The sequence below is a fragment of the Azospirillum sp. NS33 genome, assembly GCF_059703765.1.
Genome location: NZ_BAAKJB010000031.1, coordinates 52,943 through 66,763, shown reverse-complemented (window position 1 = coordinate 66,763; position 13,821 = coordinate 52,943). Strand labels below are relative to the sequence as shown.

General features: G+C 75.7%; 11 protein-coding genes. 4 read left to right on the top strand and 7 right to left on the bottom strand.

Annotated elements, in window-relative coordinates:
- The first annotated feature begins 255 nt into the window (after nt 1-255).
- Nucleotides 256-1,602, top strand: coding sequence for a glycosyltransferase family 9 protein (locus AC6H2I_RS23310; protein WP_497503148.1), 1,347 nt, complete (start codon nt 256-258; stop codon nt 1,600-1,602).
- 29 nt (nt 1,603-1,631) lie between these two features.
- Here the strand turns inward: AC6H2I_RS23310 and AC6H2I_RS23305 are convergent, their stop codons facing one another.
- Both AC6H2I_RS23305 and AC6H2I_RS23300 read right to left on the bottom strand, forming a co-directional pair.
- Nucleotides 1,632-3,515 (bottom strand): O-linked N-acetylglucosamine transferase, SPINDLY family protein, encoded by a 1,884-nt coding sequence (locus AC6H2I_RS23305; RefSeq protein ID WP_497503147.1) that lies wholly within the window; start codon nt 3,513-3,515, stop codon nt 1,632-1,634.
- Nucleotides 3,512-5,299, bottom strand: coding sequence for a tetratricopeptide repeat protein (locus AC6H2I_RS23300; protein ID WP_497503146.1), 1,788 nt, complete (start codon nt 5,297-5,299; stop codon nt 3,512-3,514). The genes AC6H2I_RS23305 and AC6H2I_RS23300 overlap by 4 nt, the downstream gene beginning before the upstream one ends.
- Nucleotides 5,300-5,453: 154 nt before the next feature.
- Here AC6H2I_RS23300 and AC6H2I_RS23295 point away from each other — a divergent pair, with 154 nt between their 5' ends.
- A complete protein-coding gene (locus tag AC6H2I_RS23295) occupies nt 5,454-7,403 on the top strand; it encodes an O-linked N-acetylglucosamine transferase, SPINDLY family protein (RefSeq protein WP_497503145.1) in 1,950 nt (649 codons plus the stop codon).
- An 83-nt stretch (nt 7,404-7,486) separates the two neighbouring features.
- Nucleotides 7,487-7,657, top strand: coding sequence for a hypothetical protein (locus tag AC6H2I_RS23290; protein WP_497503144.1), 171 nt, complete (start codon nt 7,487-7,489; stop codon nt 7,655-7,657).
- Nucleotides 7,658-7,679: 22 nt separating this feature from the next.
- Here the strand turns inward: AC6H2I_RS23290 and AC6H2I_RS23285 are convergent, their stop codons facing one another.
- Complete coding sequence (locus AC6H2I_RS23285) at nt 7,680-8,081, bottom strand: DUF1636 domain-containing protein (RefSeq protein WP_497503143.1); 402 nt, start codon at nt 8,079-8,081, stop codon at nt 7,680-7,682.
- Between the two features lie 142 nt (nt 8,082-8,223).
- Between AC6H2I_RS23285 and AC6H2I_RS23280 the strand changes: the two genes are divergently transcribed.
- Nucleotides 8,224-9,033 (top strand): tellurite resistance TerB family protein, encoded by an 810-nt coding sequence (locus AC6H2I_RS23280; protein WP_497503142.1) that lies wholly within the window; start codon nt 8,224-8,226, stop codon nt 9,031-9,033.
- 43 nt (nt 9,034-9,076) lie between these two features.
- Here the strand turns inward: AC6H2I_RS23280 and AC6H2I_RS23275 are convergent, their stop codons facing one another.
- From AC6H2I_RS23275 to AC6H2I_RS23260, 4 genes are read right to left on the bottom strand one after another with little or no spacing between them, the layout of a single operon-like run.
- Nucleotides 9,077-10,174 (bottom strand): mandelate racemase/muconate lactonizing enzyme family protein, encoded by a 1,098-nt coding sequence (locus AC6H2I_RS23275; RefSeq protein WP_497503141.1) that lies wholly within the window; start codon nt 10,172-10,174, stop codon nt 9,077-9,079.
- Nucleotides 10,171-11,040, bottom strand: a complete 870-nt coding sequence (locus AC6H2I_RS23270) for an alpha/beta hydrolase (RefSeq protein ID WP_497503140.1) — start codon at nt 11,038-11,040, stop codon at nt 10,171-10,173. Before AC6H2I_RS23270 ends, AC6H2I_RS23275 begins: the two co-directional genes overlap by 4 nt.
- Before the next feature lie 32 nt (nt 11,041-11,072).
- Nucleotides 11,073-12,797 (bottom strand): FAD-binding protein, encoded by a 1,725-nt coding sequence (locus AC6H2I_RS23265; protein WP_497503139.1) that lies wholly within the window; start codon nt 12,795-12,797, stop codon nt 11,073-11,075.
- Nucleotides 12,794-13,807 (bottom strand): phytanoyl-CoA dioxygenase family protein, encoded by a 1,014-nt coding sequence (locus AC6H2I_RS23260; protein ID WP_497503138.1) that lies wholly within the window; start codon nt 13,805-13,807, stop codon nt 12,794-12,796. The genes AC6H2I_RS23265 and AC6H2I_RS23260 overlap by 4 nt, the downstream gene beginning before the upstream one ends.
- Nucleotides 13,808-13,821 lie beyond the last annotated feature (14 nt).

Genomic DNA, 13,821 nt, shown 5'->3' with positions numbered 1-13,821 from the left:
TCGATAGCCCAAGAAGCGTTAACAAAACCACTACAAGATTGGAACGAATTGTAACGTTTTTTGACTTCGCATCGACCGCTCAGTTCTCGAGGATCATGCATGTAGCGAACAGAGCGCGTGCAAATCTCAAGTAGACATTCTATCGGCCGGCGTGTCGACGTGATGATGCGGCAAAGACTTCCGGTAGCAATGGTGATCGGCTACGGTGGCCAAGGGGCAGGGCGTTGCGGGCAGATGATCACGGGAGATCTGGGTGTGCCGACGGTTGACGGGGACGGCGTGCAACGGATTGGTGACGGCGACATCCTGGCCGCGGTCGCGGCCGCACTCGCGGCCGATCCGGCGGATGCCGGGGCCTGGAGCATGCTGGGTCTCCTGCTGCGCCGCTCCGGCCGTGCCGACGAGGCGATCGCCTGCCACCGCCGCGGGTTGGAGCATGCGCCGTCGAACGCCAGCATATGGACCAACCTCGGCAACGCGCTGGTCGACGCCGGCCGCTTCGACGAGGCGCTGGCGGCGCAGGGCGAGGCGCTGCGTCTCGAGCCCGACGCTCCGACCATCCACTTCAACGCGGTCGTCGCGCACCGCAAGGCCGGCCGCTTCGCCGATGCGCTGGCCGCCATCGAGCGGGCCGCGGCGCACGAGGCGGCGCTCCCGGCGCTGCGCTGGGAACGCGCGCTGACGCGGCTGCAGATCGGCGACTACGTCCATGGCATGGACGACTACGAGGCGCGGCGGCGGCTGCCGTCCTTCCACGGCCGTCCCTGGCGGGCGCCGGAGTGGGACGGTGGCCACCTCGGCGGGCGCCGCATCCTTCTGTCCAGCGAGCAGGGGTTCGGCGACGCGCTGCTGATGGCCCGCTACGTCCCGCTGGTGACCGCACGCGGCGGCCGGGTGCTCTACGAGTGCCACCATGAGCTGCGGCGCGCGCTCGCCGGGCTGGAGGTGGAGGCGCTCTTCCCCACGGGGGCGGAACCGCCGCCGGCCGAGGTGGAGGCGTCGCAGATGAGCCTGCCGAGGCTGTTCGGGACGACCCTGGCGACCGTTCCGCCGCCGCTCCGTCCGGCGGTTCCGGAGGCGGCGCGGGACAAGGCCGACCGTCTGCTGGGTCCGGGCGAGCCGGGCACGCTGCGGGTCGGCATCGTCTGGTCGGGCCGGGAGACCTTCGCCGACAACGCCCGCCGCGCCGTTCCCCTGCGGCGCTTCCTGCGCCTCGCCGAGGTGCCGGGCGTGCGCCTCTACAGCCTGCAGAAGGGCCCGCCCGAGGACGAGCTGGCCGTCCTCGGCCCGGCCGGCCGCCTGGTGGTCCCGCTGGGGCCGCAGCTCGACGATTTCGCCGACACCGCGGCCGTGGTCGACCGGCTCGACCTGGTCGTGATGACCGACAGCGCGGTCGCCCATCTCGCCGGCGCGCTGGGCCGCCCGGTGTGGAACCTGGTGCAGCACGTTCCCTACTGGATCTACGGCTTCACCGGCGCACACACCCCGTGGTACCCGACCATGCGCCTGTTCCGCCAGGGGCCGGACCAGGACTGGGGGCCGGTGTTCGAGGCGGCGGCCGACGCCCTGCGCGACGAGGTCCGCCGGCGGACGGGTCGCTGAGGAAGCGCGCGGGCGTCGGGCCGGCACCGCTAGGGCGGGGGCCGCGCCGCCCCGTCCCGCCGGAGCCAGTCCCGCCACATCGCGCGATAGGCCGCCTCCACCGCCCGCGCGAAGCCCAGGTGGTCGGTGAGGGGCGAGCGCGCCAGCCGCTCGCGCATGGTCCGGCGCAACGTCCCGAGACGCGCCGGGTCGGTCGCCAGGGCCGCCGCCGTCCCGACATACCCGGCCTCGTCGGTGGCGACCAGGTCGGGCAGGCCGCAGTGGTGCAGCAGGCTGGCGCCGACCCGGCCGACATGGCTGCGGCCGGCCAGGCTCACCACCGGCACCCCCATCCACAGCGCCTCGCAGGTGGTGGTCGTCCCGTTGTAGGGGAAGGGGTCGAGCGCCACGTCGATCGCCCCGTAGGCGCGCAGGTGGTCGTCGACCGCGGGCGTCAGCGGCAGCAGGGTGATGCGCCCGGCGTCCACGCCATGCCCGGCGAAGCGGTGCAGAAGCCCGTCGCGGGTCGCCGCATCGGCGTAGCCCCGGCTCTTGAGGAGCAGGCGGGACGAGGGCAGCCGCGCAAGCAGCGCCGACCACACCCGCACCACCTCGGGGGTGGTCTTGGCGGCGTTGTTGAAGGAGCCGAAGGTCACATGCCCGTTGGCGACCGCGGGCGGCACGGTCGGCGGCGGCGCGTCGGGCGGCGGCTGGTAGGCGAGAAAGCCGCGGGGCAGGCGGACCAGGGCCTCGGCGTGCCAGCGCTCGGTGACGCCCAGGGGATCGGCGACGGAATCGGTCAGGCGGTGGTCGACGGCCGGCATGCCCGTCGTTCCCGGATAGCCGAGCCACGCGACCTGGAGCGGGGCCGGCTTGCGGGCGAACAGCAGGGGCCGGCCGTCGGCGGTGTGGCCGGCGAGGTCGACCAGGATGTCGATGCGGTCCGCCTCCACCAGGGCGGCCGCGTCGTCGTCGGGCACGCCGACCACGCAACGCCAGTGGTCCGCCAGCGCCCTGATGCGTCCGGTGGTCGCGTCCTCGTGGCGGGTCGCGGAGTAGCAGACCACCTCCACCGCGGCCCGGTCGTGGGCGCGCAGCAGCGGCTCGATGAAATGGGCGCAGGCGTGGTGGCGGAAGTCGGGGGAGACGTACCCCACCCGCAGGCGGCGGTCGGCGCGCCGGTCGTTGGCGAACGGCCGCCCGGCCCGGGCCACCGGACGGGCATGCCGCTCGTTCCAGTGGAGGTGCGCCCGGTGCACGACCTCGGGCGGCACCCAGGGGGAGTAGTGCAGGGCGAGCAGCAGGTTGGAGTGCAGCAGGGCAAGCTCGGGATGGTGCTCCCGGCCGTGCTGCAGGACCGTCAGCGCCTCGCTGACCCGGCCCTGGTCCTTCAGCGTCTCGCCCAGGTTCACGAACGGCTGCGGCAGGGACGGCTGCACCCGGATCGCCGTGGCGTAGCAGGCGACGGCGAGGCCGGGCTCGTCGCGGTCGCGGTGGGCGTCGCCCAGGTTGCTGTGCGCCTCGCCCATGGCCGGGTTCACGGCGATGGCCCGCCGGTAGGCCGTCATGGCCGCCGCGCGGTTGCCGGCCATGCCGTCCAGGGTGCCGGCGTTGAACCACGCGCCCGGGTGGTCGGGGCACAGCGCCAGCGCCGACCGCACCGCCGCCGCCGCCGCGGCGGTTCGGCCCTGGTCGGACAGGGTGCGGGCCAGGTTGGTCCGGATCTGCGGGTCGTCGGGCCGGGCGGCCACCGCGTGCCGGTAATGGGCCGCCGCCGCGTCGAGGCGCCCGGCGGCGCGCAGCAGGATGGCGAGGTTGTTGTTGGCGTCGGGATGGCCGGGGTCGTCGCGCAGCGCGGCGCGGTAGCCGGCGGCCGCGGCCTCGAGCCGGCCGGCCTCGTGATCCGCCACGGCCGCCGCGAACGCCTGCGTCATCGCCGGAGGCCGGCCTCGTCGAGGATCGCCAGCAGGCGGGCGGCGGCGTGGTCCCAGGTGAAGCGTTGCAGCAGGCGGTCGCGCGCCGGCGCCGGCTCCGCACGGTCGCCGGCGATGATGCCGGCGATGATGGCGGCGGCGGCGGCCTCGTCGGGCACCCACCAGTCCAGGCCGTGGAAGGGCGGATAGAACTCGGTTGCGCCGGGCAGGTGGGCCGGCCCCACCGCCGTCGGCACCATGTGCGCCACCGTGTCGTCGAGGTAGTCGAGGTAGGCGGTGTGGCGTGGCGCGATCAGGCCGAGCCCCAGGGTGCCGGCCTTCGACATGGGCAGGTCCCAGCCTTCGCCGTGGGACAGGCTGACATAGTGGGTCGCCGCCCGGTAGAGCCGGGTCATGTCGGATTCGGCGAGCAGCCGGTCGACCAGCACCACCGGGGCGGCCTCCGCCATCCGCTTGCCCACGGCGCTCTCCGCCAGCCGCACCAGCGCGCCGAGATCCGCGCCCAGCGACGGCTCGGTGCCCTTGCCGACCTTGAGGATGAGCACCGCGTCGTCGCCGCGTGTGGTGGCGCGCAGCCACACCCGCAGCAGGCCGTCGATGTTCTTGCGGGCGACGAAGTCGGACACGTTGAGGAACCGGTGGCGGTGGCGGGACACCGCCCCGCCCTGCGGGTCGGCCAGGACGAGGGCGCCGGTGTCGTCGCCCCGCACCGGATCGACGCCCAGCGGGCACAGGCGCAGGCGGTCCTCGGGAAACCCCGCCGCGGCCCAGGCGGTGCGGGAGGATTCGGTGGGCACGACGACGAGGTCGCTGCGCTCGCATTGGCGCCGCCACGCCGGCGGGATCCGGCGTCCCTCGAACATGGTGAAGGTCACCGTCGCCAGGCCGGGCACCGGCTCGACCGCCAGCGGGATAAGGCAGTTCACCAGCGCCCGCGCGCCGACCGGCGCGGCGAGGTCCTCGGCCGGCCACGCTTCGTCGCCGAAGATGCCGATCGCCTGGAGCGGCACGCCGCGGCCCCGCAGCCCCTGGATCAGGCGATGGCAGAAATGGCCGTAGCCGCTGCTGCTGAGGAACGGCCCGCGCACCGCCACCCCGGCGGACGGGCCGGCGCTCCCGGCCGTCGCCGCGTGGTAGCGGCGGCAGCGGGCGAGGCCGTGCGCGGCCGCCGCCGATCCGGCGTCGAGCCGGAGGGTGCGCCGGAACGCGGCGGCGGCGGCGGCGGTACGGCCCAGGCGCAGAAGCGTCTCGCCGAGATGGAGCGGGGGCGACGCCAGGGCGGGATCGATCGCGGCGGCGCGCCGCAGCGCCGCCACGGCGTCGGCGTACGCGCCGGCAAGAAACCCGACCACGCCCAGGTTGAGCCAGCCGGAGCCCGCGTCGGGGTCGAGCCGGACGGCGCGCCGCAGGCAGCGCAGGGAGGCGTCGAGGTCCCCGGTCTCCTGCAGGACGGCGCCCAGCCGGGCGAACGCGACCGTCGATGCCGGGTCGAGCACGGCCAGGGAGGCGAGATGGCCCCGCGCGGCGGCCCAGGCGCGCCGGTGCTGCAGCACCAGCGCCAGGTTGGCGCGCGCCGCGGCGTCGCCCGGGGCGACCCGTGCCGCCTCCGCCAGCGCCGCCGCGGCGCCGTCGCTGTCGCCGGCGGAGAAGAGCGCGACGCCAAGGATGTTGAGCGCTTCGGCGTGGCGGGGGGCGGCGTGCAGGATGGCCCGGCACGCGGCGACGGCCTCCGTCAGGCGGCCGGCCCGGACGTGCCGGGCGGCCGTGTCGATGCTAGCCGTCATGGCCCGTCCGGAGGATCCAACGATGCGCGGTCCGCATGGTCAGCGATGTAGCGGCGCCCCGGCGCGGCGTCAACCGCGGTGCCGCCGCGGCGCCGGCAGGCGGTGCCGGGAAAAGTCCCTTGGCAAGCCGGCGCCGGTCGCCGACGATGGCGTCATGACCCTCGACGAGGCGCTGACACGCGCGCTGTCCCTGCACGAGAGCGCGAGACCGGAGGCCTGCGAGGCGCTCTGCCGTGCCATCCTCGCCGCGGTGCCCGACCAGCCGGCGGCGCGCCTCCTGCTGGGCGTGGCCGCCTTTGCCGGTGGCCGGCTCGCCGAGTCGCGCCGGCACCTGGCGGTGGCGGCGGCCGTGAAGCCGGATCTGGCCGACGCCTATCTCAACCTCGGCGTGCTGGCGCGCCGTGACGGGAACGCCGTTGCCGTGGCGCTGGCACGGCGGGCGGTCCGGCTGCTCGGCGATGGGTCCGGCACCCGGCCCTACGCGCACCTGGCGGCGGTGCTCCGCGAGCGGGGGGAGGCCGCCGGGGCCCTGCCGGTTCTGCGCCGGGCCCTGGCGCTGCGGCCGGACGACGCCCGGGAGTGGCGGGGATACGGCCATGCGCAGCGCGAGGCCAACCTGCCCGCCGCCACCGCGTACGGCCGCGCCTTCCGGCTCGACCCCGACCGAACCGAGTGCCTCAGCGAATGGCTGTTCGCCAGCCTGTCGGTGTGCGACTGGAGCGCGTACGATCGCCTGTGCGGGCAGGTGCTGGACCTCATCGACACCGGGCGCGGGGTCGCGCTGCCCCTCCTCACCCTGGCCATCGCCACCACCCCGGCGCAGCAGGACCGCTCCGCCCGCCTGTTCCACCGCACCTTCGTGCGCCCGTCGGCACCGCCGCACGAGCACCCGGCGGCGGCCGGGCAAGGGCAAGGGGCGGCGGCCGTTGCGGCCGGTGGCGGGCGGCTCACCGTCGGCTATCTCTCCGCCGACTTCCGTGACCACGCCACCGCCCATCTCGCCGCGGAGCTGTTCGACCTGCACGACCGCACGCGGTTCCGTGTCCACGCCTACTCCTACGGCGCCGACGACGGCAGCGCCATGCGCCGGCGTCTGGAGGGTGCCTTCGACGCGTTCCGCGACATCCGCGGCGCCGACCCGCAGGTGGTCGCCGGCCAGGTCGCCGCCGACGGCGTTGACATTCTGGTCGACCTCAAGGGCTACACCCAGGACGGCCGGCTCGACCTGCTGGCGCGCCGGCTGGCGCCGGTGCAGGTCGCCTGGCTCGGCTACCCCGGCACCCTGGGCGCCGACACGATCGACTATCTGATCGGTGACCCCGTGGTCACGCCGCCGGACCAGCAGGCGCACTACCGCGAGCGGCTGGTGCTGATGCCGGAGACCTACCAGATCAACGACCGCCGGCGCCCCAGGGACCTGCCGGCACCGGATCGCGCCGCCTGCGGCCTGCCCGCCGGCGCCGTGGTCTTCTGCGCGTTCAACGCTCCGTTCAAGATCACCCCGCCGCTGTTCGCGGTGTGGATGACCATCCTCGCCGGCGTGCCGGGCAGCGTGCTCTGGCTGGCCGGCGGCGGCGAGGCCGCGGCCAACCTGCGCGGCGCGGCAGCCCGCCACGGGATCGACCCGCGCCGGCTGGCTTTCGCTCCCCAGGCGCCGCTGGCCGTCCATCTCGCACGCTACCGGCTGGCCGATCTGGCGCTGGACACCTTTCCCTACACCGGCCACACCACCACGTCGGACGCCCTGTGGATGGGGGTTCCCGTGGTGACCCGCCGGGGCGACACCTTCGCGTCGCGGGTCGCCGCCGGCCTCCTCGGCGCCGCCGGCCTGCACGACCTGGTCGTCGGGACCTTCGACGCCTATGGGGCGCTGGCCGTCCGGCTCGGCCGCGACGCCGTGTTGCGGGGCGCCTTCCGGGAGCGGGTGGAGGCGGCGCGGCCGGTGGCTCCCCTGTTCGACAGTCCCCGCTTCGCGCGGCATCTGGAAGCCGCCTACCGGACCATGTGGGACCGCCACCGCGCCGGCCTGCCGCCGGCCCCCTTCGCGGTGGCGCCGCTGGCGACGCCGACCCGGGCCCGGTCCGCCACCGCCGGGCCGGGCTGAATCGAATCGGCCGGGGCGATGGGCCATTTTCGCTCCGCCCGCTGTTGCGGTCCCGGAAGTCCACTCGTCCAGGGAGCACACCGATGCCGACCGAACACCGACCCTCCGAGCGGCGCGCCGCGCCGCGCCCCCTGACCGCGGAGCAGGCGCGCCAGGGGCGCATCGTCCTCGACACGCCGGCGCGCCGCTGGATCTTCGTGGCCGGGCTGGCGGGGTTCGCCGTGCTGGCCCTGGTCGGCGCGGCGATCGTCTGACCGCGGGCACCGCCCGGCGGGTTCACCGCTCCGGCGGGTCGAGCGGCGGCACCCGGGCGACGAAGCGGCCCTTGACCCCCTCGGGCCATTGGCGGAAGGGCACGACGCCGTCGGCCGAGGCCGCATAGGCCTCGGCGTACGCGAGCAGCGTCCGGGCGGCCTCGGGCGCCGGGGCGAGGTCGCCCAGCACGTAGGCCATCTTTCCCGGGGCGCGGAGATGGACGGCGCAGGGCCGGCGGCAGCTCATCAGGCAGCGCAGGGTCGCGACGCGGATGGCGGCTCCCCCGGCCCGGCCCGGGGCGTCCCGCTCGGCCAGGGCGGCGCGCAGCAGGGCGGCGAGGCGGGCCCCGGCCGTCGGTTCGTCCGGCCCTTCCGGCGCGGCGTCGGCTTGGCGGCAGGTCTCGCAGACGATGATCTCGGTCACGGGGGTGGCGGCTCCGGTCGGGGGACGAAGGCCCTTCGGTAGGGCGTCGCGGCGCTCCCGTCAACGCCGCCGCGCCGGGGAACAGAGCGGGGCGGCCGGCGGTTTATCCCTGGCGCATCCGAAAAGGGGAGGAACAGGCACCATGGGCAAGTTGAGCACGATTCTCGGCGTCATGCTGGCCAACGGGATGGGCGGGCACAGCGCCCGTGGGCCGGCGTTCGCCGCGGCGCTGCCGCTGCTCCTGGGCAAGAAGGGCAAGACCCTCAAGCGCGGCTACGCCGCGCACGCCCTGGGCGCGCCGCCGATGGCCAGCGCGGCCATGGGGTTGTCCGGCAAGGCCGGCCTGGCGGCGCTCGGCTACCTCGCCTACAAGGCCTACCAGGACGGCCGGACGCGCACGGCGCCGGGCGCCGCGGCCCCGGCGGGGGCGCCGGGCCAGGCCGCGAACCCGCTGGCCGGGTTGCTCGACCGCTTCGGCCTGGGCGGACTCCTGGGCGGCGGTCCGGCGGCCGGCGGCGCCGGCGGCGGCGGCCTCGGCGACCGGCTGGCCGGGCTGCTGCGCGGCACCGCGGCGCCGGACGGAGAGCTGGGCGACGCCAAGGCGCTGCTGCTGATCCGCGCGATGATCGCGGCGGCCAACGCCGACGGTGCCATCTCGCCCGACGAGACGCGGCGCATCCTCGACAGCCTCGACGCCGCCGGCGCGGGCCCGGAGGAGCGCCGCACCGTCGAGCGGGAGCTGGCGGCACCCCGGCCCATGGACGACATCGTCCGCGGCGTCGACGATCCCGAAACGGCCGAGCAGATCTACCTCGCCTCGGAACTGGCGGTGCGCGGTGGCACCGCCACCGACCGCCAGTACCTGGCCTATCTCGCCTCGCGACTCGGCCTGCCCGAGGAGCGGCGGCGCGCGCTCGACGCGGTCGTCGAGGCCTCGGAGGGCCGCGCGTAGCGGCACCGGTCGGCCTGGGATGCCGCCCCGAAGGTGGCGCCATCTACGCGGCAAAGCGCCGCAGGCGTTCGGTGGAGGGGGTGACGCCGAGGCCGGGGAGGGTCAGCGGGGCGTCCAGCGCGGCGGCGGGATCGTCGAGGACGTCCTCGGCGAGAAGCGTGGCGTTCTGCGCCCGGCCGTCCAGCCAGGCGAAGTCCGGCACGCATTGCCCCAGCACCTCGGCGGCGCGGGTCAGCAGCCCGGTCTCCCCCACCAGTGTGCCGAGGTCGCAGCGCAGGCCGGCGGCGCGCGCCCGTTCGACCAGGCGCAGGGCGCCCAGAGGGCCGCCGCACTTGCCGATGCGGATGTTGAAGGCGTCGGCCGCGCCCTCGGTGATGAGCCGCTCGGCGTCGGCCAGGGTGCACAGGGATTCGTCGGCGACCACGGGGATGCCGGTGGCCTCGCGCACCCGGCGCGCGCCGGCAAGGTCGTCGGGCGGCAGCGGCTGCTCCACCGACGCCAGGGGCACGGATGCGAAGGCCGCCAGCCCGCGGATCGCCGCGTCGGCGGTGGCCCAGGCGCCATTGGCGTCGATGCGCAGCGGCACGCCCACGGCGTCGGCGACGATGGCCAGACGGGCGGCGTCGTCGGGGAGGCCGACCTTCACCTTCACGTGGCGGGCGCGGCGCAGGCGCAGCACTGCGGCGTGGCGCGGCAGGTCGCCGGTGGCGACGTCGAAGCCGATGACCACGCCGGCGGGGGGCGGCGGCCGCACCGCCCCGCCGAGCAGGGTGGCCAGCGGCACCCCGAAGGCCTGGCCGGCGAGGTCGAGCAGCGCCCCCTCGAAGCCGCCGTGGGTGGCGAGGGCCCGCCCGGCGGCGTCGCGCGCCCGCTGCAGATGCGCCACCACCGCCTCCAGGGTGGCGAAGTCGCGGCCGACCAGGGCGCGGCCGGCCGCCGGTCCCAGCGTCTCCAGCACGCCGCCCAGCGTCTCGCCCGTCACGTAGGCACGGGGCTGGATCTCGCCGTGGCCGGTGAGCCCGTCGGCCGCGCGCAGGGCGACCACCACCGCATCGGTCTGGACGCGGCGGTGCCGGGCGTGCGTGAAGCTGCGCCGGAAGGGGATGCGGATGGGATGGAGCACGAAGCCGGCGATCCTCATGCCGCACCGCCCGCGGTGTCCGGCCCAATGTCCGGCCCAATGGCCGGCCCGCCGTCCGGGGCCTTGCCGGACGTCCACGCGGCCAGGGTCGCGGCGAGCCGGTCCGGTGCCTCGAACGGCAGGCCGTGGGCTCCCGCGAGCATGGTGACGGCGGCCGGCCGGCCGGGCCGCCGGGCGAACGCCTTCAGGGTGCGGGCGTTGTCGGTCGCCTCGTCGTCGCCGGCCAGCACCAGCAGGATCGGCAGCCGCAGCCGCCGCAGCGCCAGTTCGGCACCCAGCGCCAGCGCCCTCATGGCGGCGTGGAAGCGCGGCGTGACGCGGCGGCAGCGCAGGGTGTCGGCGGCGAGCGCCGCCAGGTGCGGCCCGCGGGTGAACAGGGCGTCGGGGATCGGCACCTCCAGGCAGGGCGCGTCGGCCGGCCGGCCCCGCGCCTCGGCGTCGAGGATCGCCATGCCGGCGGCCACCGCCGGCGTGGGGTGGAAGCCGGGGGCGAGGAACGCCAGCCCGGCCAGCGCCTCCGCCCGGGCCGCCGCGACATTGGCGGCCAGCACCGCCCCCCAGCACCAGCCGCCGAGATGCAGGGGGATGCCCGGCCGCGCCTCGGCGTCGAGGATGCGGACGGCGTCGTCGATGAGCGCGCCGGCGGAGGGGGCGTCGCCGCGTGCCTGCGCGTTGAGGCCGCTGCCGCGGCGGTCGGCCCCGACCAGCGCCACCCCGGCGGCGGCCAGTGGCCCGGCCAGGGGCTGGAACCAGCCGGCGTGCCCGGTGACGCCGTTCAGCAGCACCAGCGTCGCCCGCGCCGGCCCTTCCGGCGACCACGCGCGGTAGCGCAGCGCATAGCCGTCGGCGCCGCGGAGGGTCGCCACCCGAGGTTCCGGTTCCACCGCGCGTCGCCTCCTCAACCCCAGGGAAGGATGCGCAGGTCGCCCGGCCGGTCCTGCCAGTCCGGGTCGATGGGCCGCGTGCGCAGGCGCAGCGCCCCGTCGCCACGGCTGGCGACGATGGTGGTCAGCCAGGCCGCGTCGTCGCGCCGGGGATGGTCGGCGCGGCAGTGGGAGCCACGGCTTTCCGTGCGCAGGGTCGCGGCGCCGATGATCACCTCGGCGACGTCCAGCAGGTTGCGGTGTTCCAGCGCCGCCACCCGGTCCGCCGGCCGGGTGATCCGGATGCCGGTCGCCAGCCGCTCGCGGTCGTCGTGGACGTACTGGAGCGCGGCGGCGAGGCGGGTGGCGTCCTTCTCCACCAGGAGATGGGACCACATCGCGCGCTGCAGCGGCCGCAGCAGGTCGCCCGGCCGTGCCGGGCCGGCGGCCTCGGCCAGGCGGGCCAGCGGCTCGAACAGCAGGCGGTCCAGGGTGTCGGCCGCGACGGCGGCGGCAGGGTGGTCGCGCGCCACCTCGGCCGCCTTGCGCCCGGCGCGGAAGCCGAACACCTGCGACCCCCCCAGCATGGTGCCGCCGAGGCGGTCCGCGCCCTGGTAGCCCATGGTCTCCCCGGCCGCGAACAGGCCGGCCACCGCGGTCTGCCCGTCGCCGTCGACCCGGGCGCCGCCGTTGCTGGTGTGGTGGTGGTTCTGCACCTGCAGGAGGTCGCGCGAGAGGTCGATGCCGAAGCGCGCCATGTAGTCGACGAACATCTCCGGCAGGAAGCCGCGGCGCGCCGCCGAGAGGTCGAGGTAGACGCCGTCGTGGTCGGTGGCGCGCCCGGCCAGCGCCTCCGCGTGGATGGCGCGGTCGAGGTGGAGGGCGAGGTCGCGCCCGCTCACCGGCCAGTGCAGGGCCTTGCAGCGCGAGACCTCCTCCAGGGTCACGCCCGCCGGCAGGTAGCCGGAGACGAAGGATTTGCCCTCGCGGTTGAACAGCCGGTAGGGCTCCGGCATCTCGTACAGCATGACCATGGCCTGGCAGGGCCAGGTGGTGGCGAGTCCCTGCTGCATGAACTCCATGTTGAACAGCTCGCCGCCCGCCCGCAGCACCATGGCGTAGCCGTCGCCGGTGTTGCCGGGCGGGTTGAAGCTGTACTGGAACAGCTGGCCCACCCCGCCGGTGGCCAGCACCACCGCCCCGGCGCGCACCAGGAAGGGGTCGCCGTCGTCGTCGATCCCCACCGCGCCGCAGCAGCGCCCGTCCTCCACCAGCAGGTCGGTGAGGTTGGCGTGCTCGACCACCGTGGTCTCGGTGTGCTCGATCACCGCCTTCTGGATCGCCACGATGTTGTTGGTGCCGCCCGCCGCGGCCACCGCCGGCATCACCGCCAGGACCTTGCTCTGGAAGCGCAGGCCCATGGAGCGCAGGCGCTGGATCGCCTCGGGCGCCTCCTCCACGAAGATCCGGCACAGCTCCGGGTCGGCCATGCCCAGGCCGGCCTGGACCATGTCGCGGTGCACCAGCTCGGGCGGGTTGAACAGCCCGCCCTTGGGGCCGATGGTGCGGATGGTCCAGAAATCGGCCAGCGGGTTCGACGTCGCGCCGGCCCCGCGCACGCCCGGCACCCCGAACCGACCCTTGACGGCGAGCATGGTCCGGGCGCCGGCCTCGTGGGCGGCGATGGCCGCGGCGGTGGCGGCGCCGCCGCCGCCGACGATCAGCACGTCGGTCTCGTGGAGCTGGAGCGCCGGCTTCATCGCCCACCCCGCACCGGACGCTGGTGCTGGACCGGCATGCCGTTGACCGCGCGCAGCACCAGGTCGGTCCTGGTCCCGCAGCGGACATGGGCGTGGGACCGGCCGATGTAGTGGGCGGTCAGGGAGTTGCGCGAGGTGCCCGGCGCCGTCGGCTTGAGGCTGCCGTGCAGCACCCGCGACCCCCAGAACACCACGTCGCCGGCCTCCAGCATCGGTGCCAGGAAGGGGATGCCGGCCAGTGTCCGGGCCAGCACCCGGCCATGCTCCACCCGCAGCGCCGCGTTCTCCGCCTCGGTGTTGGCGGTGAAGGTGCCGGCGGTGCGCTTCGCCAGCGCCTCGTACGCCTCCCATTGGGTGCGCAGGTGGGCGAACGGCGGCGCGTCGGTGCCCAGATGCTGGCTGCGCGGCAGCAGGTAGAAGCGGCCGGCGCCGGGGTCGATGTCCTCCAGCGCGAACCATGCGCCGACCAGCGCGCCGGGAACCGACGCGTCCATGAAGTGGGAGTCCGGGTGGGTGATCGTGCCGCGCGCGCTGGATTCGAAGTACATGGATTCCACACAGGCCGCGGCCTCCCCGGCGAGACCGGCCAGCACCCCCTGCACCCCCTCGTCGGTCAGCACGGCGAGGCTGGCGTCGCGGAACCCGGCGAAGCGCGGGTCCACCAGATCCTGGACGCTGAGGAGCGTGTTGGTCATGAAGCCGTCGGCGGAGAAGCGGTGCTCCTCCATGCGGGTGGTGAGCTGGCGCAGCAGCGGCCCGCGGTGGGGCTTCACCTCGGCGCGGAACGCGGCGACCACCGCGGCGGCGCGGTCGGCGGGGATCAGGCCGCGGGCGACGGCGTAGCCCTCGTCCCGGTAGTGGGCGGCGAAGGCGGCGCCGTCGCGCCAGTCCGGGCCGGCGCCGCGGACGGTCTCGACGACGACGGGCAGGCCCTCCTTGGTGCGCGCGGCTGCCGGGGCGGTGCCGGTACCGATGGCGGTGCCGGTGGGCGCGAGGGTCACGGTTTCCATGGTCACCTCCTTCG